At 64.2% G+C, this 25878-nt stretch carries 11 protein-coding genes and 1 riboswitch; of the genes, 8 read left to right on the top strand and 3 right to left on the bottom strand.

Translation table 11 applies throughout. The annotated features are described in order from the left end of the window. Positions 1 to 424: 424 nt before the first annotated feature. The 3 genes from ACW9I6_RS17250 (at position 425) to ACW9I6_RS17240 (ending at position 14643) form a co-directional block, all read left to right on the top strand. Positions 425 to 1588, top strand: a complete 1164-nt coding sequence (locus ACW9I6_RS17250; protein ID WP_003210472.1) for a substrate-binding domain-containing protein — start codon at positions 425 to 427, stop codon at positions 1586 to 1588. Positions 1589 to 1789: 201 nt separating this feature from the next. After that, complete coding sequence (locus ACW9I6_RS17245; RefSeq protein ID WP_457339584.1) at positions 1790 to 14353, top strand: filamentous haemagglutinin family protein; 12564 nt, start codon at positions 1790 to 1792, stop codon at positions 14351 to 14353. Between the two features lie 38 nt (positions 14354 to 14391). Then, positions 14392 to 14643 (top strand): hypothetical protein, encoded by a 252-nt coding sequence (locus ACW9I6_RS17240; protein ID WP_457339583.1) that lies wholly within the window; start codon positions 14392 to 14394, stop codon positions 14641 to 14643. A gap of 1 nt (position 14644) precedes the next feature. Here ACW9I6_RS17240 and ACW9I6_RS17235 read toward each other — a convergent pair whose 3' ends face one another. The 3 genes from ACW9I6_RS17235 to ACW9I6_RS17225 are packed head-to-tail and all read right to left on the bottom strand — an operon-like array spanning position 14645 to position 17840. Continuing rightward, positions 14645 to 15565 (bottom strand): ABC transporter substrate-binding protein, encoded by a 921-nt coding sequence (locus ACW9I6_RS17235; RefSeq protein WP_457339582.1) that lies wholly within the window; start codon positions 15563 to 15565, stop codon positions 14645 to 14647. Then, positions 15562 to 15894 (bottom strand): (2Fe-2S) ferredoxin domain-containing protein, encoded by a 333-nt coding sequence (locus ACW9I6_RS17230; protein WP_008432571.1) that lies wholly within the window; start codon positions 15892 to 15894, stop codon positions 15562 to 15564. Before ACW9I6_RS17230 ends, ACW9I6_RS17235 begins: the two co-directional genes overlap by 4 nt. Before the next feature lie 11 nt (positions 15895 to 15905). Then, a complete protein-coding gene (locus ACW9I6_RS17225) occupies positions 15906 to 17840 on the bottom strand; it encodes a TonB-dependent receptor plug domain-containing protein (RefSeq protein ID WP_401194398.1) in 1935 nt (644 codons plus the stop codon). A 94-nt stretch (positions 17841 to 17934) separates the two neighbouring features. Beyond that, a riboswitch (cobalamin riboswitch) is annotated at positions 17935 to 18141 on the bottom strand. A 101-nt stretch (positions 18142 to 18242) separates the two neighbouring features. On the opposite strand from ACW9I6_RS17225, the gene lexA reads away from it, so the two are divergent. The 5 genes from lexA (at position 18243) to ACW9I6_RS17200 (ending at position 25782) form a co-directional block, all read left to right on the top strand. Then, positions 18243 to 18860, top strand: a complete 618-nt coding sequence (lexA, locus tag ACW9I6_RS17220; RefSeq protein WP_003210482.1) for a transcriptional repressor LexA — start codon at positions 18243 to 18245, stop codon at positions 18858 to 18860. Beyond that, positions 18860 to 19471, top strand: a complete 612-nt coding sequence (gene imuA / locus ACW9I6_RS17215) for a translesion DNA synthesis-associated protein ImuA (RefSeq protein WP_008432576.1) — start codon at positions 18860 to 18862, stop codon at positions 19469 to 19471. Before lexA ends, imuA begins: the two co-directional genes overlap by 1 nt. Positions 19472 to 19478: 7 nt before the next feature. Beyond that, entirely contained in the window at positions 19479 to 20894 is a 1416-nt protein-coding gene (locus ACW9I6_RS17210) for a Y-family DNA polymerase (protein ID WP_457339581.1), read from the top strand. Next, the gene (locus ACW9I6_RS17205) at positions 20870 to 23959 is read left to right on the top strand and encodes an error-prone DNA polymerase (protein WP_457339580.1); all 3090 of its coding nucleotides are present in this window, start codon (positions 20870 to 20872) and stop codon (positions 23957 to 23959) included. Before ACW9I6_RS17210 ends, ACW9I6_RS17205 begins: the two co-directional genes overlap by 25 nt. Before the next feature lie 113 nt (positions 23960 to 24072). Then, positions 24073 to 25782: an ATP-binding protein gene (locus tag ACW9I6_RS17200; RefSeq protein ID WP_457339579.1), complete on the top strand. Its 1710-nt coding sequence runs from the start codon at positions 24073 to 24075 to the stop codon at positions 25780 to 25782. Positions 25783 to 25878 lie beyond the last annotated feature (96 nt).

The following is a 25878-nucleotide window of genomic DNA, read 5'->3' as shown; positions in this document are numbered from 1 at the left end:
AGTCAACACATGTCGCGCCTGATCCACCGCTTTCGCGAGCAAGCCCGCTGTCACATTTTAACTGCGTTTCTTCAAGACTATTTTCGCGCGCCCGACACGCGGGTCCCAACCTCGGGTTCCTCATTCTGTCATCTGCCCAACCCCACCACACGGCCCGTAACGCCTCCAGCCCGGTCCTCGAAATCCGCGCTGAAACCTCGCTGTCACCTCACCCCCAAACCGCTCAAAAGTGTGACCAAAACACCCGAGAATCTTTTTAAAAATCAAGCCGTTCCTCCCGAGGTTTTTTCCTTTAGCTGTCATCGGATGCTGCGAAATTTCATACCCATGGCCTCACCCCTGGGTACCCCCCGGAACACAGCCCGGGACCGAAGCCATAGCGTCATCTACCCCAACGTACAAACACGACGAAAGGAGCTTCTTCATGTTTAAGCGCAACGTTCTCGCGGTATCCATGACCCTCGCTGCACTGTGCTCGGCCCAGGCTGCCATGGCAGACATCAACGGCGGCGGCGCCACCCTGCCACAACCGCTGTACCAGACCTCCGGCGTATTGACCGCCGGTTTCGCCCCGTACATCGGCGTGGGCAGCGGCAAGGGCAAACTGGCGTTCCTGAACAACGACTACAGCCAGTTCGGCACCGGCACCAAGAACGTTCACTGGGCGGGCAGCGACTCGAAGCTGACCTCGACTGAACTGTCCACCTACGCCTCCACCAAACAAGCGACCTGGGGCAAGCTGATTCAAGTGCCTTCGGTCGCCACTTCGGTTGCCATTCCATTCAACAAGGCCGGTACCAACGCAGTTGACCTGAGCGTTGATCAACTGTGCGGCGTGTTCTCGGGCCGCATCACCACCTGGAACCAACTCCCGGCTACCGGTCGCACCGGTAACATCGTGGTGGTTTACCGTAACGAAGCCAGTGGCACCACCGAGCTGTTCACCCGTTTTCTGGCGGCCAAGTGCGTCAATGAGTCCAAGAAATTTGTGGTCACCACCAACTTCGCGGACAGCTTCGGCGTGCCACCAGGCGCCGTACCTGCCGTGACCAGCCAAGGCGTGATGACCGCGCTGAACGCCGGTGATGGTCGCATCACCTACATGAGCCCGGACTATGCCGCGCCTACCTTGGCTGGCCTGGATGACGCCACCAAAGTGGCCAAGGTCGCCGGTGTTTCTCCAGCCCCTGATAACGTTTCCGCCGCCATCGCTGCTGTGCCCGTACCGGCTGCTGCCAACGTCGCCAACCAGAACGCCTGGGTACCGGTGTTTGCTGCCGCCGCCGATGCCAACGATCCAAGCGTCGTGCCTTACCCAAGCAGCGGTTATCCGATCCTGGGCTTCACCAACCTGATCTTCAGCCAGTGCTACGCCGACGCCACCCAGACCTCGCAAGTGCGTGCGTTCTTCACCCGTCACTTCGGTGCCAGCGCCTTGAACAGCAACGACAACGCGATCAAGGCCAACCGCTTCGTGCCACTGCCAGCTGCCTGGAAAGCCGCGATCACCAGCAACTTCGTTACCGCAACCAGCGCGCTGAGCATCGGCAAGTCTGATGTCTGCAACGCCATCGGTCGTCCGCTGTAACCCACGCTTTTACCGACCGGCAACACCCGATCAGCAACGGCCTGTGCCGTTGCTGATTTTTGCGTTTGCGGCTCGGCTATCAGCCTTACATGAACTTTCCATGACAGAAGTTCAGTCCCGCCCCTCGCCAACCGCCTAACTCCCATACGTGACGCACGTCGCCAGTTCCCCATGGGCAAAAACAAAGAAGGAAGCTTCCTGATGGTCCGCTGCAAACCACCGGTCAACCTGAATGCCCAAGGCCCTGGCGGCCAGACGATCCTGCGCCTCAAACCCCTGGCCCAGGCGATTGCCTTGTTCATGGTGGCAGGCAGCGCCCACGCGGCGACAGCGTTCAGCTCCGGCTGGTTTGCCGACAAGGGTGCCTCCCAGGCGGCGACAGCGGCCCGCCTCAACGGGGCGCAGGTGCCGGGGATTCCGTCGTTGAATCAGCAGGCGCGGGCGAACCAGCAGTTGTCACGTTCCATCAGCACGCTCAACAACAGTGTCGCGGCGATTGCGGCCCAGCAGGCCGCCCAGGCCGCTGGCCGGCAAGCGGCGCTCGGCCAGGTCTCGACGATTCCCGACGGCCTCGGCAAGGGCGGCTTGCAGGTGGACAACAGCCTGACCCAGGGCTGGACCAACGCCAAGGGCCCGACCCAGAGCCAGTCCGGTGGCAAGACCACGGTGACCATCGAGCAGACCGCCGACAAGGCGATCCTCAACTGGGAAACCTTCAACGTCGGACGCAACACCACGGTCGATTTCCAGCAGCAATCGAATTGGGCCGTGCTCAACCGTGTCAACGACCCCAACGCGCGCCCCAGCGAAATCCAGGGCCAGATCAACGCCCCTGGCACAGTGATGATCATGAACCGCAACGGGGTGATCTTCAGCGGCAGCAGCCAGGTCAATGTGCGCAACCTGGTGGCGGCCGCTGCCACCATCACCGATGACCAATTCACCCAACGCGGGATCTATGTGGATGCCAACGGCACCCAGCCGACTTTCACCGACGCGGCGGGCAAGGTCGAGGTGCAGCGCGGCGCCTTGATCCAGACTCACAACCCGGCCACCTCTACCGACGCCGGTGGCTACGCCTTGCTGCTCGGCTCGGAGGTCGAGAACGCCGGCAGCATCATCACCGCCAAGGGCCAGGCCACCCTGGCCGCCGGCGACAGTTTTTATATCCGCAAGGGCGTCGGCACCACGGGCAACGACCGCTCCACCACCCGTGGCAATGAAGTGGCCACCAGCCTCAAGGCCGGCAGCACGTCGGGCAAGGTCAGCAACAGCGGCCTGATCATGGCGTCGACCGGCGACATCACCCTCACCGGGCACCAGGTGCAGCAGAACGGCGTGGCCCTGGCCAGCACCTCGGTGGATACCCGCGGCACGATTCACTTGCTCAACGCCGCCAGCGACACCAGCGCCAGCGTGACCCTGGGCGAGGGCAGTACCACGGCGATCCTGCTGGACGCCAGCGGCAGCACCGCCCTCAACAGCCAGAAGGACAACGGCCTGATCAAGCTCGACGGCTTGCCTGCCAACCTGATCACCGGCCAGTTCAACAACCTCAGCGCGGTGGCCGACCGCACTGACCAGTCGCGGATCGAGATCGTCAGCGGCGGCACCGTGGATTTCCAGAAAGGCTCGATCACCCTGGCCACCGGCGGCCAGGTGGCGGTCAGTGCCGGCCAGCGCAGCCTGGTGCGTGACGGCGCGATGATCGACGTGGCCGGCGCGATTGGCGTCAAGGTGGCGATGGAAGCCAACAACATCAAGATCAACGTGCAGGGCAACGAACAGCGCGACGTGCCCGCCAACCGTGACGGCGGGCAATTGATCAACAACGATGTATGGGTCGACCTGCGGGACCTGGTGTTCGTCCCGGCCGGCACCAACGGCTATGCGACGGACCGCTGGTACACCGCCGGCGGGCTGCTGGAAGTCGGCGGTTACCTGGGCACCCAGGGCCACTCGGTCGGCGAGTGGATGGCCCAGGGCGGCACTGTGACGTTCACCGGCAAGGACGTGGTGACCCAGCAGGGTGCCCAGGTCAATCTGTCGGGCGGCACCGTCGATGTGCAGGCCGGCTACATCCGCCAGACCTGGCTCAAGGGGCCTGACGGCCAGCTCTATGAGCTGTCGAAAGCCCCCGGGGACATTCTCTACGCGGGGATCTACAAGGGCTTTGAAGACACCAGCGTCCGCTGGGGCCGCAGCGATTTCTACTACAACCCGCTGGTGGCCCAGCAAAGCCGCTACGAGGCGGGCTACACCGTGGGCCGCGACGCCGGCAAGCTGGTGGTGGGCACCACCAACGCGGTGCTGGAAGGCCAGTTGATCAGCGATGTATTCCAGGGCGATCGCCAGACCCAGGCACCGAATATCAACCTTGATGGTTATCAGCAGTCACAGCAGGCCATGGCCCAGCGGGCGCAGCTGATCATTGGCCAGTACACGCCGGTGTACAACAAGGCCACCGGCACCTTGCGCTACGCCTTGACCCCGACCATCGACCAGGTGCTGATCGAGAGCAGCACGCAAAAAATCGCCGACGGCCTGGACCTGGCCACTGCGCTGCCGACCGAACGCCAGGGCAAACTGGTGCTCGACAGTGACCAGCTCAATGGCTACCGGTTGGGCGCGATCAAGGTCGGCGCAAAGCAGCAGATTGACATCAATGGCGCACTCAAGGTGGCTGACGGCGGCGACATCACCCTGTTCGGCCCCGTGGTTTCAGTCAATGCCAACCTCACGGCCCACGGCGGCAGCATCAACGCGGGCAACCTGCTGAATCAGGTCGACCTCAATCGCTCCAATGTCGTTGGCGATGTGATTCTGCCGGGCATCGGCCGGCTCGATGTGGCCGCCGGAGTCAAGCTGGACAGTTCCGGGCGCTGGAATAATCTGGCGCTCGACCCCTCGGCCACTGACGGGGTGGCGTATATCAACGGTGGCAAGGTGTCGTTGCGCAACTCCGGCGACGTGAACCTCGCGGCGGGCAGCCTGGTGGAAACGTCGTCCGGGGCGACCATCGGCCTGGATGGCAAAGTCCGGGGCGGCAAGGGCGGCGACGTGACCGTGGGCGCACTGGGGGCTTTGGACCTGGGCGCCGAGATTCGCGGCTATGGCGTCAGCGCAGGCGGCACCCTGACCTTGCAGGCCAACAAGGTGCAGATCGGCCAGAGCCCGCAGGCGCCGGATGCCAAGACCTTGCAGTTGGCCGGGGATTTTTTCAACAAGGGTTTTTCGGCCTATGACATTACCGGCAACGAAGGATTGCTGGTCGCCGATGGTACTCAGGTGGATGTGAACGTGCCGGCCTACCGGCTCTCGGAGCAGGCCGCCACGACGCCGGGCGGCGGCGCTGCGGCCAGCGTGATGGAGCGCTGGACCCCGCCGCTTTACCAGGAAGACGCGAGCAAGGGCGTACTCGGCCAACGCCGTGGCGCCAGCCTGACCCTTTCCGCCGGCCACCTGGAGTCGCCTGCCGAGCAACTGCCGACAACCGCGCTGGTGGTCGGCCAGGGCGCGGTGATCAGCGTCGACCCGGGCCAGTCGATCAACCTGCGCAGCATCGGCCAACTGACGGTCGACGGCACGCTCAATGCCTGGGGTGGCAGCGTCAACCTGAACGGCCTGACCACGCGCGCGTTCGAGCCGGCCAACGCGGTTGGCCATGGCCGCTCCATCTGGCTGGGTGAAAACGCACTGATCGATGTCGCCGCCCGGGCCGCGACCGCCGTGGACAATCGTGGAAGCCAATACGGGTTGGTCCGTGACGGCGGCAAGATCAGCATCGGTGGCGAGATCAACCTGAGCACCGGCACGGTCACTGCCAGCGACCTGTTTGTGGTGGTACGCGAGGGCGCCCGGCTGGACGCGTCGGGCACGCAAGCGGTGTTGGATGTGCCGGGGCAGGGCGCAACCCGGGTGGCCAGCAATGGCGGCAGCATCAGCCTGGCGTCCAACAATGGCTTGTACCTGGACGGCAGTCTGGTGGCCCGGGCCGGCGGTGCCGGCGCAGCGGGCGGCAGCCTGAACGTAGCGCTGGACAGCCCGTATTACACCAAGAACAGTGTCACGGATCGCGTGCTGAAGGTGCGTGAACTGGTGCTCGGCCAGACCCATCAGGCCCACCCGCTCGCCGGCACCGCCGCCGACGCGGCCGACAGCCTGGAATACGGCCACGCTCGCCTGGGCGTCGACCAGGTCAGTGCGGGCGGCTTCGACAACCTGGCATTGATGAGCAACGGCCTGTTGAGTTTCGACGGCGATGTGTCCTTGAACATGGGCCAGAGCCTGCGCCTGTACAGCGGTGCCTTCAACCTCAGTGAGGGCGCGGCAGCCAATGCCCGGGTGAATCTGTCGGCACCGTCTCTGCTGCTGTCCGGCATGGATTCGCCGGCCCGGGAGTTCTACGTGAACCCGGTGTCGGTGTTGCCGTTACCCTCGCTGCGCGCCACCGAGGCGCAGTTCAATGCCAGCGGCAGCTTGATCGATGTGCGCGGCAGCGTGTTGTTTGGCAGCAAGGGCAAACTGCGCCAGGCCGACGACAGCCTGGTCGGCCTTGAGCGTCGCGGCTTTGATCAGGTCAACCTGACCAGCCAGGGCGATCTGCGCTTCCTGGCGGGTGCGAACCCGGACGGTGTGGCCTTGAGGGTCAGCACCCAGTTATTGACCCAGGGCGATATGACCTTGCGGGCGGCGCAGTTGTATCCGGCCACGGAGGTCGGTGCGCGGGTCATTGCCGGCTACCTGAGCGAATTCAACAGCCTCAACATCACGTTCGACCCGCTGCGCACCCTGACCATTGGCCGTACCGGCAACACGGATGCCGCGGTGCCTTACTCGGCATTCGGGCGCCTGCAACTGGGCGCCGCGACGGTGCGGCAGGGCGGTGTGGTGCGGGCGCCCCTGGGGTTGATCGATATCGGCAGCATGGGCAGCAGCCAGGTGCAATTGCTGCCGGGCAGCGTGACGTCGGTGAGCGGCAGGGGCCTGGTGCTGCCGTATGGCGGCACCCTGGACGGGCAGGTCTATAAGTACAACGGCAAGACCGTGACGTTTGTCGGCCAGGGCGGGCTGGTCAACCAGGACGCGGAACTCAGCGTCGGGGTGATTCTCGGCGGCCAGTCGGTGCAGGTGCAGCCTGAGGCTACCCTGGACCTGTCGGGCGGCGGCGAATTGCTGGGGGCCGGTTTCGTTTCCGGGCGCGGAGGCTCTACGGATGCGCGCTACAGCCCACTGGTGCAGTTTGGTGCCAATGGCGGTTTTGTGTTGCCGGGCCTGGGCACCAACCCGATTTACGCCATCGTGCCCGGGGTGCAGCCTGGCTCGGCGCCGGTGGCACCGGAGAAGGGCGCAGGCGATCCGTTGGTGGGCCAGCAGGTCACCATCGGCGCCGGAGTGCCGGGGCTGCCGGCGGGCACTTATACCCTGATGCCGTCCACCTACGCCTTGATGCCCGGCGCTTTCCGCGTCGAGATCAACGGCCTGGCCGGTCTCGGCAGTGATGCCGCCACCCAGCGGATGCGCAATGGCTCCTGGTCCACCGCCGGGCGCTTGTCCATCGCCAACACCGGGATCGGCAACAGCGTTGCCAGCCAGTTGATTTTGACCTCGGCCGATACCTTGCGTCGCTATTCCCAATACAACGAAACCAGCTACGCCCAGTTCGCCATGGCCGACGCTGCGAAACAGGGTGTGCCACGCCCGATGCTCGCCGTCGACGCCAAGACCCTGAAACTGGCCTTGCGGCCAGGGGGCGGCGCTGATGCGTTTTCGTTCCAGGGCATAGGCCGTTTTGAGGCCGCGGCGGGTGGCTATGGCGGCGCGGTGGCGGTGATTGATCCAGGCAAGCTTGGTATTGAAGTCGTCGCGGCGGGCAGTTCCGCAACCAGCGGTTTTTCCGGCATTACCTTCAACGATGAGAGCCTCAACGCCTTGGGAGCCTCGCGTTTGATGGTGGGGGGGATGACGGCAGTTACGTATGGCCAGTCCGGGAATTACATCGTCCTGGCTGGCGGTACGAGTCGGGCCAACAGCACCGTCACGCTTCGGGAAGGTGTGACGCTCGCAGCGCCGGAAGTCTTTTTGTTGAGTGACACCAACGCGATCGTCCTGGAGCAGGGCGCATCCATCAACACCATCGGCCGTGGCAAAGCCAGCTACGACGCTCGTGACGGTTTTATCTACAAAGTCACCAATATGCTGGCGGCGTCCAACGGCTTGCTCAATGTCATTGCATTCAATACGACGGTGCCCAGCGGCGGGATCAGCATCGGTGTGTGTGACACGGGCCTGTGCAGCGGGCAAACCGGGCTGTACTCCGAAGGCAGCATCGTGGCGTTGACCAACAATACCTTCCAGTTGGGCGACCAGGTGCGCTACGGCACCCGTCACCTCAACCTGGGGGTCAGCACCATTAACCTCGGCAGCGCCCAAGCCCTGGCCGCTGCCGCTGTGGCCAATCAGTTGCCGGCCGGCCTGACACTCACCCAGGCGCTTCTTGATCGCCTGCTCAAAGGTGATTCACAGTTCGGTGCGCCGGCCCTGGAAACCCTGCAGCTCTCGGCGCGGGACAGTTTCAACTTCTACGGCAGTACCTCCCTGGACACCTATGACCCACTGACGGGTAAGTCGCGGCTGAGCAACCTGATGCTCTCCACTCCGGCGATCTACGGTGCCGGTGGCGCTGGCGACGTGGCCAACATTCATACCGCCAACCTGATCTGGCAGGGCGCGACCACCCCACCGGGCTCGGTGATCGCCGGCGGGGCGGGCACTGGCAGCGGGCGCCTGGATATCAACGCCGAGCGTATTGAGTTCGGCTACGGCGCCTTTGCCCAGACCAACACCGTGAGCAGTTTCGATCGCCTGGCTTTGGGCTTTGCCAGCGTGAACCTCAATGCCAGCGAGCGCATTACCGCCAACCACAAGGGCAGCCTCTCGGTGTATCAGAGCCAGGGCGCCTATGACCCGGTGAAGGGCTTCCAGTACAGGGGCGGCGACCTGAATATCCTCACCCCACTGATGACCGGCGAAGCCGGTTCGGTGAACCGCATGACCGCAGGTGGGGCGATTGATATTGCAGCGTCCGTGGGGGCGCGTGGCAAGGCCGACGGCCAGGGCGCCGAACTGTCCCTGCAAGGCGACAGCATTCGCCTGGCCACGGCGGTAGTGCTGCCCAGCGGTAAAATCAGCCTGGGCGCCCGGGGTGATGTGGTGCTGACGGATGCGGCGTTGATCGACGTGGCCGGTCGCGCCACTGTGTTCAACGATGTGACCCAGTACGGCGCGGGCGGCACGGTGCTGCTGGACAGCCGCAGCGGCAACATACTGCAGGCTGCCGGCTCGACCATCGACCTCTCGGCCAAAAACAACCAGGCCGGCAAACTGCGGGCGGTTGCGGTGGACGCGGCGGGCGGTATCGTCGACCTGCAAGGCACGATCCTCGCCGGCAGCAGTGGCTATTACGATGCGGGCGGGACCACGATGCCTTATGAGGCCGGTACCGTGGAAATCCAGGCCCAGCGCCTGGGCAGCAGCGGTTCACTGGACCAGCAGTTCGCCGACCTCAACCAGCGCCTGAATCAAGGCCAGGTGTTCGGCACACGCAGCTTCCAACTCAAGCAGGGCGACTTGACCATCGGCAATGGCCTCAAGGCCGGCACCGTCAACGTCTCCGTGGACAATGGCAGCCTGCGGGTCACCGGCCTGGTGGACGCCAGTGGCGAGCGCGTCGGCAGCATCAACCTGGCCGGCAAGCACGGCCTGACCCTGGACGGCGGCGCGGTACTCGACGCCCATGGCAGCAAGCTGCGGGTGGACAGCTACGGCAAGATCATCGACTCGCCCAACCGGGCCATGGTGGTGCTCGGCTCCGGCACCGGTCAACTGACCCTGGCCGATGGCGCACGCATCGACCTGCGTCACGGCACCGAGGCGGTCCAGGGCAATGACGGGCGCAACCGCGGCACCCTGGAACTGAATGCACCACGGCTGATCAACGTCGATGGCACCAGCAACGACATCAACATCGATGCCCATGGCCGCCTGACGATCCAGGGCGCGCGCTCGATCACCCTCAACGGCATGATCAGCTACGACGATGCGCCACTCGTCACCGACCCGACGGCCAGCGGGCGGCCTTACCAACAGATCGACCAGGCCTACCTGGATGGCAAGCATGTGCTGAGCACGGCCTTTATCAACGGTGCATTGCTCAACCAGAACCTGCTGCAAAACAAACTCGCCGGGCTTAACAATGCAACCTACGCCGATGCGTTCCACCTGCGCCCGGGCGTGGAAATCGTCAGCAAGACCGCGGACGGTGACCTGGTGGTGCAGGGCGATCTGGACCTGTCCGGCTACCGCTACGCCAGCCTCAACCCCAACAGCCAGAAAACCTCGGTGTATGGCTCCGGTGAGTCGGGCAGCCTGACCCTGCGCGCCGGTGGCGACCTGAATATTTACGGCAGCATCAACGACGGTTTTGCACCGCCACCACAGACCGTCGATGACAAGGGCTGGGTGTTGTTGCCGGGTATCGACTTTACCGGGGGCACGATCATCGTGCCGGGTAACGGCATCACCCTGGCGGACGGCACGACCTTCCCGGCGGGCACCGTGCTCAACTACGACCTGCCGATCAAGGCCGTGGGCGTGGCCGCCGGTACGCGCTTGCCGACCCGGGCGACGCTGAACCAGGACCTGACGCTGCCTGCCGGTACGGTACTGGCCGCAGCAGTGTTCGACAGCGCGGGCAATGTGCTGTTTGCCGCAGGCACGTTATTGAGCCAGGCACACACCCTGGCGGCCGGCTCACAGCTGGACGCCGGCAGCCTGCTGACCCAGGACACCCGGCTCGGGGCGCTGACCTGGCCCAAAGGGGTGCCGTTGCCGACGAACTACGAGGCGCTTAACCCGACGCAAAACTACGTGACCCTCAATGGCGACATACCGCTGCCGCGCGGCGCGTTGATTCCTTCCGGCACCAACGTCAAGTTGCCGGGCGGGGCTGAGTCGGTGGCGTTGCGCCCGGAAGTGGCGGGGCGCCAGGGCAAGCTGTGGGCCCTCTCGCCGATGCTGGCAGAAGGTTCGCAATCCTGGTCGCTGCGGTTGGTTGCAGGTGCTGACACCGAGGCGGCCGACAGCCGCATCCTGCAAGCCCATCCGCGCAGCGGCGACCTGCGTTTGGCTGACAGCCACTACGGCATGTTTGCCAAGGAGATGCCCGCCAAGGGCAAGTTGACCTGGACCGCCTTCGCGGTGGAGGACTTTGCGGCCAATGGGGTGGTGGTCAAGGAAGGCGACCCGATCGACCAAAAGATCCTCGATGATTTCGGGCTGGGTTCGATTGATGATTTCTGTGGGGGCAATCCGGCGTACTGCGCCGTGAAAGTTGGCTATGTCTGGACCGAATTCGGCGCCAAGGACCTGGCGGACAACGGGATTATCGTCACCGTCGGAACGCCGATCGAGCAAAGCATCCTGGACCAGTTCGGTATCCCGTCCATCGATGAGTTCTGTGCAAGCTCGCCCGCCTACTGCCAGGCCCAAAGCGGCAAAGAGTATGCGGCGACCCCCTCCAGCAGCCGTTTCAGTGTGATTCGCACCGGTACGGGCGACCTCGAACTGCTCAGCGCCGGCGACTTGAGCATGGACTCCCTGTACGGGGTCTACACCGCCGGTACATCGTCCACTGCAACCGGTGCCAGTGACCCCTACAACCAGCCCAAGGCGCTGAACAGCGCGAAGACGGTGCTGAACGATACCAACAGTTATTTTGAACAGTTCGTCAACGGCTCATCTGACAGCCTGTACCGTGCCTGGTACCCGGAGGCAGGGGGGAATTTGAGCGTGAACGTTGGGGGCAACCTGACGGGGAATATCCTGGGAGGCGTCTTCAACCCAAGTCGGCCCAACCCCCTGGATAACGGCATCGACTCCGCCGATGTGGCCAACTGGCTGTGGCGCCAGGGCAGCGGCACGGTGAACACCGGCGGGCAGGCGCAGCCGACGGCCTGGTGGATCAATTTCGGTAGCTATACCGCCAACGCCTCCAAGGCTGATGCGTTCGTCGGGTTTACCGGTTTCGGCACCCTCGGCGGCGGTGACGTGGATGTACAGGTAGGCGGGGATGCCGGTGTGCTTCGGCGCATGGACGGCAACCCAATGTCGGCCTCTGCCAACCCGCGCAGCCAGGGGCTGGTGCTGGCGGTCGGCAGTACCGGGCGGGTTGCCGGTGATGGCAGCCTGCAGTTGACGGGCGGTGGCGATCTGCGGGTGCGTATCGGTGGCGCCCTGAACCCTGGCAGCGTGGTTGATGTAAACGATCAGAACGGCCAGTTGGTGAATATCCGGGGCAATGTCCAACTGCAAAGTGCGACCACGGGCCGGATCGACCTGACCTACGGCAGCAACAGCTCTGAGCAGAGCCCGGGCGAAACCCGCGCATTCGATCCGTTCCAGGCGACCCGTGGCCGGGCAGTGGGGGGTATCACCCTGGTGCCGGGGGATGCCACATTCAACCTGACCACATTGGGTGACCTGGTGCTGCAGCAAGTGATTGACCCGGGCCGTGTCGTCCTGCTGAACAACTCATCGTTTACCCGTGGCGGGACGAGTGGGACCGGCGAAAGTTGGTTCTCGTTGTGGACCGGTCACACGGCAATCGACCTGTTTTCAGCGGGGGGCAACTTGACGCCATCTGTCTCCGCCGCAGCGTCCGACCTGGCAACCGTCTACCCATCGATCGTTCGAGCGACGGCGGCTGGCGGCAGTATTTATTACGGTAACGCCGTCCTGGGGTACCAAGCCGATACGAGTCCGATAAATGCCTTGGTGCTCGCCCCCGGTGCCAGCAGCCAGTTGCAATTCCTGGCCCATGACTCGATTTATGCGGGCGGTATGTTTGTCACGCCTTCCGGGGCCGACCCCAGCATCATGGCCACACCTTGGCGGCCGGCGTTCGTCGGGACCATTGATGGTCAGGTGGTTGTCGATGGCAACAATCTGTCGGAGAACGGTAGCTCGCCGGGTTCCCTTCCGCGGCCTCTGTTTGCCTTTGGCTCCGCCACGGCGTCGGCAGCCGCTTACGCGCCAACGGAACCGGCGCGGTTCTATGCCTTGACCGGCGATCTGGTGGGGGTCAGCAGCGGCCGGACCCTGACGTTCAATTCTTCCCCCTCGTTTTTGCATTCAGGGCAGACCTGGTATGAGGGTAACGGGCCAGTTTGGATGATGGCGGGGCGAGACATTGTCAGCAGTGGCAGCCGTTTTAATACGGCCCCCGGTGCGGTCAGCGAGCAGTCGACCGGCAACCTGTTCATCCACAACAACCCCACTGACATCTCCATCGTCTCCGCCGGGCGCGACATTCTGTACAGCAACTTCCAGGTTGGCGGTCCTGGCCTGCTGGAAGTGACGGCGGGCGGCAATATCCTGATGTCCGGGCGTGACCCGGCGAAGGGCGGCGAAGTCAGCATCACCAGCCTGGGCCCGGTGGTCGCGGGCGACAACCGCCCTGGCGCAGGCATCGTCATGCAAGCTGGCGTCGGTCCCAACGGCCCGGATTACCGGCGCTTTGTCGAGGCCTACCTGGACCCGGCCAACCTCGTCCAGCCAGGCGAAGCCCTGTCGATCCAGGGCGGCAAGGTCGCCAAGACCTATGAGAACGAACTGGTCACCTGGCTCGCCGAGCGCTTCGGTTTCGTCGGCACCCGCGAGCAGGCCCGCGCGGTTTACGCCGCACTGCCCGCTGAACAGCAACGGGTGTTCGCCCGTGATGTGTACTTCGCCGAACTCAAGGCCGCCGGCCGTGAGTACAACGCGGTGGGCGGTGTGCGCCAGGGCAGCTATGTACGGGGGCGTGCGGCGATTGCCGCGCTGTTCCCGGACAAGGACGTGGCCGGCAACCCGATCACCTACAAGGGCGATATCACGTTGTTCGGCGGCTCCGGTGTACACACCAATTTCGGTGGCTCGATCCAGATGCTCACCCCGGGCGGTGGGCAGACCTTCGGCATCGAAGGCGCGGCACCGCCGTCCACCGCCGGTGTGATCACCCAGGGCGCCGGCGATATCCAGCTGTATTCCATGGGCAGCATCCTGCTGGGCCAGAGCCGCATCATGACCACCTTCGGCGGCTCGATCATGGGCTGGTCCGGCGAGGGCGACATCAACGCCGGTCGCGGATCCAAGACCACCGTGGTGTACACGCCGCCCAAGCGTGTCTACGACAACTGGGGCAACGTGACCCTGTCGCCGGCGGTGCCGAGCACCGGGGCGGGGATTGCCACCTTGAACCCGATTCCGGAAGTGCCGGCCGGAGACATCGACCTGATCGCCCCGCTGGGTACCATCGATGCGGGTGAAGCGGGGATTCGGGTCTCGGGCAACATCAACATTGCCGCGTTGCGCGTCGTTAATGCCGCCAACATCCAGACCCAGGGCAAGTCGTCCGGGGTGCCGGTGTCGGCGGCGGTAAACACCGGGGCCATGACCTCGGCGAGCGCAGCCGGTGCGGCGGCGTCCCAGGCGGCGGAAGATGCCGCGCGCAGCCAGCAGGCGGCGGCCAAACAGGGCCGGGCGTCGATTGTCACAGTGGAAGTGTTGAGCTTTGGCAGCGAGCCAGTGGAGCGCAAGCCGGAGGACGGGCAGAAGACCTCGGGCTACAACCCCAACAGCCCGGTGCAGGTGCTCGGCGCCGGACCGTTGAGTGACCAGGCGCGGGCGCGGTTGACGGATGAGGAGCGCCAGCAGATCAGCTTGTAGTTTTAGAAAAGGACCTCTCGTTGTATTTGGGGCGATCATTGATCGCCCCTTTTTTTCGTCTTGGGGCCGGGCTTTCCCCGGTGGATGGTGGCGCGGTCGAGCCGGTAGTCACTGAAGCCGGGATGAGTGATATCTCGGCCACCAAGTGCGAGCTCTATCACCCTGATCTGTCAGGCCAGGAGCTGGAGGAGATCAAAAGTACGATGCGCTCAGCATTGGAAACCTACAGCGTTTCACAACTTTGGTCGGTGGCATGGACTGAGGAAATTGGTCAGGCGCTTCGCTCGTGAATTATTCAGCCAGTTTTTTGAATTGCCTCGCCAACTCCAACACGACTCGGCCGCTATTCGCAGTGGGCACCAAATGGGTAAACGGAATATCGATCATCCGGTTCTCCCGCACCGCCCGCAAACGCGACAGCACCGGGTCGGTGGTCAGCAACTGACGTTTGCGGCTGGCCGGTGACCACAGCGCATCCGCCAGTAAGATCACATCCGGGTCACTCATCAGCAGGGTTTCGCTGCTCACGGTGACGCGGTATTGGTTGATCCCGGCAAATAAATTGCGCGCACCAGCAGCCGCCACCAACGTGGTGACGAACCCACGCCGGCCTTCGCTGTCCAGCCCGTTGACCTCACTGTCCAGGTAGAACACCGACAGCGGTTTACCTTCGCCCGCCAGTGCCTGGGCACTGGCCAGGTCGGCGTCCATGGCATCGCTCAACGCCCGCGCCCGTTGCTGTTTGTGCACCAGGGCGCCGAGGGTAAACAGGTCGTTGCGAATATGCCCGAAGTAATCCAGCGAGTGCCCGTCGCACGCCGACTCCAGCAAGTACGACCCAACCCCGTTGCCTGCCAACCCTGTGCGGGAGGTGACACCAGTGCCAAAGGCAGTGGCGAATCCACCGACCACCAGATCCGGTTTCTGCGCATAGAGCACTTCGCTGGACGGGTACTTGGGCGCAATCACCGGCACGCCGAAATACTCGCCGTGTCGGTGGGCCACACCGTTGTCATCCAGATACGCCACGCCCACCAAGGCCGGGCCGACATCCAGCGCCAACAGCAGGTCTGCGGCATGCTGGTTGAGGGCCACGATGCGCGAAGGCGGTGAGTGGGCGGCGGTCCAATCCTGGTTGCAGTTGCGAAAGCTGTCGGCCAATACCGATGGCGCGCAGAGCAGGGCGCCCAACAGCAACCACGACGCTTTCATGGGCGCTCCTTGATCAGCAGATCCTCGACGACTTCGCCGCCCACCAGATGCACTTCCACCAGCCGTTGCACATCGTCTTTGTTGTGCACGCCGTACCAGCAAGTGTCCGGGTACACCGTCACGATTGGCCCCAGGTTGCACGGGAACTGGCAGTGGGTGCGTGTCAGCAGCACGCCGCCAGGCTTTTCGATGCAGTCGTGTTGCAGCAGGTGGCGGCGCAGGGTTTTCCACAGTTGCAGCGCGCCACGCTGCGTACAGCGTGGGCCAGTGCACAGGAACACGTGACGGGCGTGGTCAGGCACGTGGGACCAGTCCGGATGAGTTTCCACGGGCGTACTCATCAGAAGCGATACGTGTAGCGTACTTCGGAGGTGAACGGCCGCCCGAGGTTGTCGACGTTGCTGGCGCGGCTGGTGACGTAGTCGCGGTCGAACAGGTTCTCTACCAGCAGGCTCACGCGGTGTTGGTGGGCGTTGTCGAGGTAGCGATAGGCGTCGGCATCCACCACGGTGTAGTTGCCGTATTCGACCTTTTTCGAGCTGACGATATCGCCGATGTAACGCACGGCGGTGCCGGCGCCCCACAGGCGGTCCGCCGATTCATAGCCGACCCGCGAGCGGGCGAAGAAGCCCGGGATATCGTTGATGGTGACACCCGCACGGGACTCGGTGAGGTTGCGGGTCATGTCGGCCTGCACGCTCCATTGTTCATTGAGCTGCAGCTTGGCGTCGGCCTCGAAACCACGCATCTGGATCTGCCCCTGGCCGTTGACCCACTGGATATCGTCCAGGGTGATCAGGTCGGTGATCTTGCGTTTGAACAGCGTGACGCTGGCGCTGAAGTCCCGGGCCAGCAGGCTGCCCTTGTAGTCGACGCCCAGTTCGGCGTTGCGGCTCTTCTCCGGCTTGAGGTTGCGGTTGCCTTTTTCATCGTCTTCGTTGACGAACAGTTGCTCGGCATTCGGCAGTTTGTAGGCAGTGCCGTATTGGCCGCGCAGGGCCCAGTTGTCGTTGAGGTCGTAGAGCGAAGTGAGCATGCCGACGGTGGCGCTGTCGCCGCCGCTCATGGCTTCGTGGCGTACGCCGATGCTCGGGTGCCAGTTCGGCAACGCCTCGATAGTCGGGCGCAGTTGGGTGTACAGCGCGTGGGCCTGGGCCTTGTTGTCGTCGATGATCAATACATCGTCCTGGCCCTTGAACCACTGGTTGTCGGAACCGAATACCAGCACATGCTCACCGGGCAACACGGCCTTGCCTTCGGCCTGCACGCCCCAGTCGGTGAAGCCCCAGTAGTCGTTGTGGTTGATGACCCGGGTGCCGCCGCCTTCGATATTGTTGATGCGGGTATAGCGCGTGTCCCAATCGTTGATATGGCCTTTGACGAAGTAGCTCAGGCGCTCGTTGAGGGTTTGCTCGAAGGTGGCCGTGGCGATCTGTTGCACGCGGTCGTTGGTGGTCTTGTGGTTGTCCACCGGGCGGGCGAAATCGAGGTTGGCGTCGGCGTACTGGTAAAACAGCTCAAGGCGCGTGTCATCGCCAAACGACTGGATCGCCTTGGTGCCGAAGGTGGTGACTTCGTAGGAGCGTTTCTTGTCGCTGACGTTTTTCATGTCGCGGTTGCGAAACGGCTGGTAGCCCTCGGAGGCGTTGCGGCTGACGTAGGCCAGCAAGCCGAGGTCGCCAAACCCGTTATTGAAAATCTTCTCGACCCGGGCGTCGCCGGTGGTGCCGCCGAAGGTGTCGGCACCCAGGTTCACCTCGCCGGACGCCTCGCGGGTTTGCGGGCTGCGGGTGACGATGTTGATCACTCCCGACACCGCCTGGGTGCCGAACAGCAGGCTCTGGCCACCCTTGAGCACTTCGATGCGCTCGATGGCGTTGGCGGGCAGGGTGTCCAGGTACAGGCCGCCGTACAGGCGGTTGTTCAGGCGCACGCCGTCCAGCAGGATCAACGTGTCATCGTTGCGCCCGCCCAGCAGGGAATAGGTGCCGTAGTCGAACGGACCGTTCTTGGGGGCCACGTACAGGCCGGGGATGAACATCTGCATCACGCGCGACACATCGGCGGCGGGGCCGGCGCGTTCGATCTGTTCGCGGGTGACGATCTCGACCTTGCTGCCGTACTGGGCCATGTCGGCCACGGTAGTGGATTCCACCGACGGTGCGGAAATGATCTGCTGCTTGAGCTCAAGGGGAGGGTCGTCGGCCAGCAGCAGGGGGCTGAACAGGCAGCCGAGCAGCAGGCTGGGCACGGACGTATTGTAAGGTCGAATCATAGTCTTCTCGGAAAAGTATCTTTCGCGAAAAGCACGCACGAGTAGGCACCGAGCACACGCCAATACCGGCCCATGCCCGCCCACCGCAGGATTTTGCCAAACAGAATTCCAGGCCGGTCTCCGGGCTCACGCGTATGGACACTTTCACCTTCCCATGGCGCGCAGGCCACAGTGGTGTGTCGAAGGAGTCACGCGTCTACCGTTGCGGGGGCAGCACCGGACTGGCTCGAAAAGAGCGGCACCGGTTTCCCGTTTCACCCCATGCACGGCGGCATGAGGCACCTGAAACAGGCCGGCATCTGAACATTCGAAAGACCGTTCGTCAACTTGGCGGGTACTTTTCCGGCGGTTGCCAGGGAAGCGACTGACGGATATTGCCAGAAAATTCCCACAGGAGTACAAATGTACTCCATGAAGAATCTAACGCCCCGCCGTACCGCCATCCTGACCTTTATCCGCGACCGTATCGCGCAGCAAGGCCAGTCCCCCAGCCTCGCCGAGATCGCCGAGGCGTTCGGCTTTGCCTCCCGCAGCGTGGCGCGCAAGCATGTGCTGGCGCTGACCGAGGGCGGCTTTATCGAGGTCAACCCCAACCAGGCGCGCGGCATCCGCCTGCTCAATCAACCGGCGCGGCCGGAGCTGCTGGATATTCCGGTGCTCGGCCGGGTGGCCGCCGGTTTGCCCATTGGCGCCGATGCCGAAGTGCACAACCGTCTATTGCTCGACCCGGGCATGTTCGCGAAAACCCCGGATTACCTGCTGCGGGTGCAGGGCGATTCGATGATCGAAGATGGCATCCTCGATGGCGACCTGGTAGGCGTACGCCGCAGTGCCGAGGCCTTGAACGGGCAGATCGTGGTGGCACGCCTGGACGGTGAAGTCACCATCAAACGTTTCGAACACGTGGGCGAGCGCGTGCGCCTGCTGCCGCGCAACCCCGCCTATCAACCCATCGTGGTGCGGCCCGATCAGGACCTGGCCATCGAAGGGGTGTTCTGCGGCCTGGTGAGGCAAGGCTGATGGGCGCCGTCGTTGCACTGGACTCGCTGTTCAATGGCGGCCGGGTCTGGAAAGGCCGGCCCGCCGCGCCGCCGGCCAGCGTCCATCCCACCGGGCTTGCGGCCCTGGATGCGGTGCTGCCCAGCGGTGGCTGGCCGGAAGCGGCGTTGAGCGAAATCCTGATGGCGAAGGAGGGCGTGGGCGAGTTGCAGCTGGTGTGGCCGACCCTGGCACGGTTGGCGGCGGCCGGTGAGCGCATCGTGCTGGTGGCGCCGCCCTACACGCCGTACCCCCACGCCTGGCAAAACGCCGGGGTGGATGTGCGCCAGCTGTCAGTGATCCAGGCCGATGAACGCGATGCCTTGTGGGCAGTGGAGCAATGCCTGCGTTCCGGCAGCTGTGGCGCGGTGCTGTGCTGGCCGCGCAAGGCCGATGACCGCGCCTTGCGCCGCTTGCAGGTGGCGGCGGAAACCGGCCAGACCCTGGCCTTTGCCTGGCGCTCCTTGAACGAGGCCATCAACCCGTCACCGGCCGCGTTGCGCCTGGCGGTTGAGGCGAGCCCTGCGCAAGTGCGGGTGCTCAAGTGCCGGGGTGGCCTGGCCCATCCCGCGCCCATTGCGCTTGGGCACTGAGGTTGGCATGCGCTGGGTGTGTATTGTGTTCCCGCAATTGGCGCTGGACGGGGTGCTGCGTTCGCGCCCCGAACCGGACCAGCCGTTGGCCCTGCTGGCCGGCACGCCGCAGCGGCGGGTGCTGCAAACCGTCAATGACGCCGCGCGCAAACTCGGCCTGCGCCCCGGCCAATCCCTGACGGCGGCCCATGCCTTGACCAAGGCGTTCGCCTGCGCCGAATACGACCCGGCGCAGATCGAATACTGGCAGCAGTTTCTCGCCGCCTGGGCCTACCGTTTCAGCTCCCAGGTCAGCGTGTTCTACCCACGGGCGTTGCTGTTCGAGATCGAGTCGAGCCTGGGCCTGTTCGGGCCCTGGCCGTTGCTCGAAGCACGCTTGCGCAAGGAGCTGACCGAACTGGGGTTTCGTCATCGCATCGTCGCCGCGCCGAACCCGGCGGCGGCGCGGATATTGGCGAATGCCTACGACGGCCTGGCCGTGGCCGATGAGCAATACCTGCAACACGCCCTGGCACCGATCCCCATCGACCGCGCCGGCCTCGACCCGCAAGCCGCCAGCGCATTGTCGCGCATGGGCTTGCGCACCCTGGCCCAGGTGCAGGCGTTGCCTCGGCATACCCTGGCCCGGCGCTTCGACGCTGCGCTGCTCAAGCACCTAGATGCACTGTGCGGCCAACGGCCCCTGGCGCTGGCGTTCTACCAGCCGCCGGACCGGTTTGATGTGCGCATCGAGCTGAATTTTGATGTGTTGTCCCACCAGGCCTTGCTGTTTCCCTTGCGCCGTTTGACTGGCGACCTGTCGGCGTTCCTGTGTGGCCGCGACAGTGGCGTGCAGCGTTTTGACTTGCACCTGGAGCACGCGGCCGAGCCCGACAGCGTGATCAAGGTCGGCCTGCTCAGCGCCGAGCGTGACGCGGCGATGCTGTTCGAACTGGCCCGTGGGCGCCTGGAGCAAGTGCAAGTCACCTCGCCGGTGCGCGGCTTTCGCCTGGTGGCCGAGGACCTGCCGGTGTTTGTGCCCCAGCGCCAGGACCTGTTCGACGAGCGCCCGCAACAAACCCTGCCGTGGGAACAACTGCGCGAACGCCTGCGGGCGCGGTTGGGGGACGAAGCGGTGCAAGGCCTGCGCTTTCACGCCGACCACCGCCCAGAATGCGCCTGGCAAGCCGGTGCTGATCTTCGCCCGTGCTCACCCTCAAACAACGTGCAACGCCCGGGCTGGTTGTTGCATGAACCGACGCCCCTGGCCGAGCAGGGTCTACAAATACTGATGGGCCCGGAGCGCATCGAATCCGGCTGGTGGGATGGCGCCGATGTGCGCCGCGATTATTACCTGGTGCGCACCCGTGCCGGCCAGCAAGGCTGGGCCTACCGCACCGTGGGCGAGAGCGGCACGCTGTGGCTGCAAGGCTGGTTCGCATGAAGTACGCGGAGCTGCATTGTCTGTCCAACTTCAGTTTCCAGCGGGGCGCCTCCAGTGCCCGCGAGCTGTTTGAACGGGCCAGGCAGCAGGGTTACGAGGCGCTGGCCATCACCGATGAATGCACCTTGTCGGGCATCGTCCGTGCCTGGCAGGCGGCCAAGGAAGTCGGGTTGCCGCTGATTATCGGCAGCGAGATGCGCCTGGAAAACGGCCCCAAGCTGGTGCTGCTGGTGGAGAACCTGGAAGGCTATCAACACCTGTGCCGGCTGATCACCATTGCCCGTCGCCGTGCGGGAAAAGGTCACTACCGCTTGCTGCAGGAAGACTTCACCGCGGTACACGGCTTGCTCGCGTTATGGATGGTCGAAGACACCGACACCCAGGCCCATATCCAATGGCTGTGCAGCACCTTCACCGATCGCCTGTGGCTGGCGGTGGAACTGCATTGCGGCCAGAACGATGCCCGTCACCTTGAGCAACGCCTGAACCTGGCCGCCAGCCTGCACCTGCCGGCGGTGGCCTGCGGCGATGTGCATATGCATGTGCGCGGTCGCCGTGCGTTGCAAGACACCATGACCGCAATCCGTCACCACGTCCCGGTGGCCGAAGCCGGCGCGCGCCTGCACCCCAATGGTGAACGGCACTTGCGCAGCCTCGATGCATTGGCCGCGCTGTACCCGGCGCACTTGCTGGAAGAGTCCCTGAACATTGCCCGGCGTTGCACCTTTGACCTCGGCCAATTGCGCTATCAATACCCCAGGGAGTTGGTACCTGAAGGCCAGGATGCAAAATCCTGGTTACGCACCTTGACCGAGCAAGGCATCGCCCAGCGTTGGCCGAAAGGGGTCGACGCCAAGACCCTCCAGCAGATCAATAACGAACTGGAACTGATCAGCGACCTCGGCTACGAAAGCTACTTCCTCACCGTACACGACATTGTGCGCTTCGCCCGCAGCCGTTCGATCCTGTGCCAGGGCCGCGGCTCGGCGGCCAACTCGGCGGTGTGTTTTGCCCTGGGCATCACCGAGATCGACCCGAGCCTGACGAGCATGTTGTTCGAGCGCTTCCTGTCTCGCGAACGCAACGAGCCGCCGGACATCGACGTGGACTTCGAGCACGAACGCCGCGAAGAAGTGCTGCAATACGTCTTCCAGCGCTACGGTCGTACCCGCGCCGCGTTGACGGCGGTGGTCAGCAGCTATCACGGCGCCGGCGCGGTGCGCGACGTGGCCAAGGCCCTCGGGTTGCCGCCGGATCAGGTCAACGCCCTGGCCGACTGTTGTGGGCGCTGGAGCGACGAAGCACCGCCCCTGGAACGCCTGCGCGAAGGTGGTTTCGACCCCGACAGCCCGGTGCTGCGCCGGGTGCTCACACTCACTCAGCAACTGATCGGCTTCCCCCGGCACCTGTCCCAGCACCCCGGCGGCTTCGTGATTTCCGAACACCCGCTGGACACCCTGGTGCCGGTGGAAAATGCTGCCATGGCCGAGCGCACCATCATCCAGTGGGACAAGGACGACCTCGACGCCGTGGGCCTGCTCAAGGTGGACATCCTCGCGCTGGGCATGCTCAGTGCGATTCGCCGCTGCTTCGACCTGCTGCGCCGCCATCGCAACCGGGACCTGAGCCTGGCTTCGGTGCCCAAGGAAGACGCGGCAACCTACGCGATGATCAGCAAGGCCGACACTATCGGCGTGTTCCAGATTGAGTCGCGGGCGCAGATGTCGATGTTGCCCCGCCTGCGACCGGAAAAATTCTACGACCTGGTCATTGAGGTCGCCATCGTGCGGCCGGGGCCCATCCAGGGTGGCATGGTGCATCCGTACCTGCGGCGGCGGAACAAGGAGGAAGAAACCACCTACCCGTCGCCGGAACTCAAGTCCGTACTGGAACGCACCCTGGGCATCCCGCTGTTCCAGGAACAGGTCATGCAGATCGCCATGGTCGCCGCCGATTACACACCCGGCGAAGCCGACCAACTGCGCCGTTCCATGGCCGCCTGGAAACGCCACGGCGGCCTCGAACCCCATCAGCAACGCCTGCGCACCGGCATGCTGAAAAACGGCTACAGCGAAGCCTTCGCCGCGCAGATCTTCGAGCAGATCAAGGGCTTTGGCAGCTACGGTTTTCCCGAGTCCCACGCCGCCAGTTTCGCCTTGCTGACCTATGCCAGTTGCTGGCTCAAATGCCATGAACCGGCAGCGTTTGCCTGCGCCCTGATCAACAGTTGGCCCATGGGTTTCTACAGCCCCGACCAGATCCTGCAGGACGCCCGTCGCCATCATTTGCAGATCCGCCCGGTGGATGTGCAGGCCAGTGACTGGGATTGCAGCCTTGAGCCGATCGAAGGCCAGCAACCGGCGATTCGCATGGGCTTGCGCATGATCTCCGGGTTTCGCGAAGAGGACGGCCGGCGTATCGAAACGGCGCGCCAGGCCCGGGCGTTTTTTGATATTGCCGACTTGGGCGAGCGTGCCCAATTGGACACTCGCGCCCAGGAATTGCTTGCGGATGCCGGTGCCTTGCGCGGCCTGGCCGGGCATCGGCACCGGGCGCGTTGGGAGGTGGCCGGGGTGCAGAAACAACTGGGCCTGTTTGCCGGTATCGCCAGCCCGGAAGAGGCGGTGGTGGAGCTGCCGCAACCGACAGTCGGCGAAGATTTGTATGCCGACTACGCCAGCGTCGGCACCACCCTGGGCCCACACCCGTTGGCGCTGTTGCGCGATGAACTGCGCGCGCGGCGTTGCCGCAGTTCCAGAGAATTGCTGCGGGTTGAACATGGCCGCAACGTCAGCGTCGCCGGCCTGGTCACCGGTCGACAACGCCCGGGCACGGCCAGCGGCGTTACCTTCGTCACCCTGGAAGATGAGTTCGGCAATATCAATGTGGTGGTCTGGCGCGATTTGGCCGAGCGCCAACGCCAGGCGCTGGTGGGCTCGCGGTTGCTCAAGGTAGATGGCCGCTGGGAGGCGGTGGGCGAGGTTCGGCACCTGATCGCCGGGCGCTTGACCGACCTGACCCCGTTGCTGTCGGGCATCAGTGTGCGCAGCCGGGACTTTCGCTGAGTCGGCCCTTGCTCCTTCCTGCCGGCATAAGCAATATGCGATGAAACCAACCGCCACTGCCGGGCTCAAAGTTTTCATCGCCGCCCACCTTTTATCTTTTGCAGAGCCGACCGATGCAGTTTTTATCCAATACCTACGGCTGTGAGGGTTGGGCTGGGGAAATGGCCCAGAGGATTCGTGCTTTCGATTGGTCCACCACCGACCTCGGCCCGATGAGTGCCTGGCCCTCCAGCCTGACCAGCGCCGTGCAGATGATGCTGGCATCGCCCATGCCCATGGTGATGCTGTGGGGGCACGCCGGTTACATGATCTACAACGACAGCTATTCGGTGTTTGCCGGCGGGCGCCACCCTTATCTGCTGGGTGCGCCGGTGGAACTGGGCTGGCCGGAAGTCGCCGACTTCAACCGCAATGTGGTCGACACCTGCCTGGCTGGCGGCACCTTGTCCTACCGCAACCTGCCCCTGGAACTGTTGCGCGACGGCCGCCCGGAAGAAGTCTGGATGGACCTGTATTACAGCCCCGTGGCCGGTGACGACCAACGACCGGCCGGGGTCCTGGCGATTGTGGTGGAGACCACCGAACATATGATCTCCGAGCGCCTGCGCCAGGAACTCACCCACAACCTGGAGCAGCGCGTGGCCGCGGAAGTGCAGGCCCGTTCCTCCGCCGAAGAACAGTTGCGTCAATCACAGAAGCTGGAAGCCATCGGCGGCCTGACCGGCGGCGTGGCCCACGACTTCAACAACCTGCTGCAAGTGGTCGCCGGCAACCTGCACCTGCTGGCCCGGCATGAGCCGGACAATCCCCAGGTGCAGCGCCGGGTCAGCGCCGCCATCGCGGCAGTGGAACGTGGGGCCAAGCTGACCTCGCAACTGCTGGCCTTCGCCCGTCGCCAGCCATTGTCACCGGCGGTGTACAACCCGCTGCGCATCTATGAAGGCCTGGGCGAGTTGCTGCAGCGGGCGCTGGGAGAAACCATCCACATTGATGTGCAGCTGCCCCAGGATCCGTGGTGCATTAACGTCGACCGCAACCAACTGGAAAACGCACTGCTCAACCTGGCGATCAACGCCCGGGATGCCATGAAAGGCGAGGGGGTGATTCGGATCACCGGCGAAAATATTATTCTCAACCCTCCGGATTGCGCCGGTAAAAGCATCAACCCCGGTGAATACGTGCGCCTGGCCGTCGCCGACAGCGGCGCCGGCATGTCAGCGACGATCCTGGCACGGGCCTTCGAACCGTTTTTCACCACCAAGCCGAATGGCCACGGTACCGGCCTGGGCCTGAGCATGGTGTTCGGGTTCGTGCGCCAAAGTGGCGGGCATGTTGAGGTCGAGAGCGTGGAGGGCAGCGGTACCGTGGTGCAGATGTATTTCCCGCGCAACCTGGGAAAGCCGGAAAACCACGATGCGCCCGTCGAGCTCACACAACCCACCGGCGGCCATGAGACGATCCTGGTGGTTGAGGACAACGAAGGCGTACGCGCGGCCGCGGTGGAATTGCTCGAACAATCCGGCTACACCGTGCTCACCGCCGAAGACGGCGACCGGGCCATCCTGATGCTCCAGGCCGGCCTGCAACCGGACCTGATCTTCACCGACGTGGTGATGCCGGGCCGGGTCAAAAGCACCGACCTGGCCGAGTGGGCGCGCAGGCAAGTGCCGGCGATAGCGGTGCTGTTTACCTCCGGGCATACCCGCGACATTCTTTCCAGCAACCACCTGCTGGGCAACGACATTCACCTGCTGAGCAAACCCTATGGCCCGGATGACTTGGCGCAACGGGTGCGCTCGGTACTGACCTCCCGAATGATGTGACGAGTGGAGATCCAGCCAGCAACACCAAACCACTGTGGGAGCCGGGCTTGCCCGCGATGGCGGAGTGTCAGGCACCCCATCCGGTAACTGGCACAC

The organism is Pseudomonas sp. SDO5522_S412, assembly GCF_054071215.1.
This window is presented reverse-complemented; position numbering and strand designations above follow the sequence as displayed.

Bases quoted from the DNA above. Each gene is read 5' to 3' on its own strand.
- imuA (WP_008432576.1), top strand. From the start codon at position 18,860: ATGGGCGCCGTCGTTGCACTGGACTCGCTGTTCAATGGCGGCCGGGTC.
- ACW9I6_RS17235 (WP_457339582.1), bottom strand. From the start codon at position 15,565: ATGAAAGCGTCGTGGTTGCTGTTGGGCGCCCTGCTCTGCGCGCCATCG.
- lexA (WP_003210482.1), top strand. From the start codon at position 18,243: ATGTACTCCATGAAGAATCTAACGCCCCGCCGTACCGCCATCCTGACC.
- ACW9I6_RS17245 (WP_457339584.1), top strand. From the start codon at position 1,790: ATGGTCCGCTGCAAACCACCGGTCAACCTGAATGCCCAAGGCCCTGGC.
- ACW9I6_RS17210 (WP_457339581.1), top strand. From the start codon at position 19,479: ATGCGCTGGGTGTGTATTGTGTTCCCGCAATTGGCGCTGGACGGGGTG.
- ACW9I6_RS17250 (WP_003210472.1), top strand. From the start codon at position 425: ATGTTTAAGCGCAACGTTCTCGCGGTATCCATGACCCTCGCTGCACTG.
- ACW9I6_RS17225 (WP_401194398.1), bottom strand. From the start codon at position 17,840: ATGATTCGACCTTACAATACGTCCGTGCCCAGCCTGCTGCTCGGCTGC.
- ACW9I6_RS17200 (WP_457339579.1), top strand. From the start codon at position 24,073: ATGCAGTTTTTATCCAATACCTACGGCTGTGAGGGTTGGGCTGGGGAA.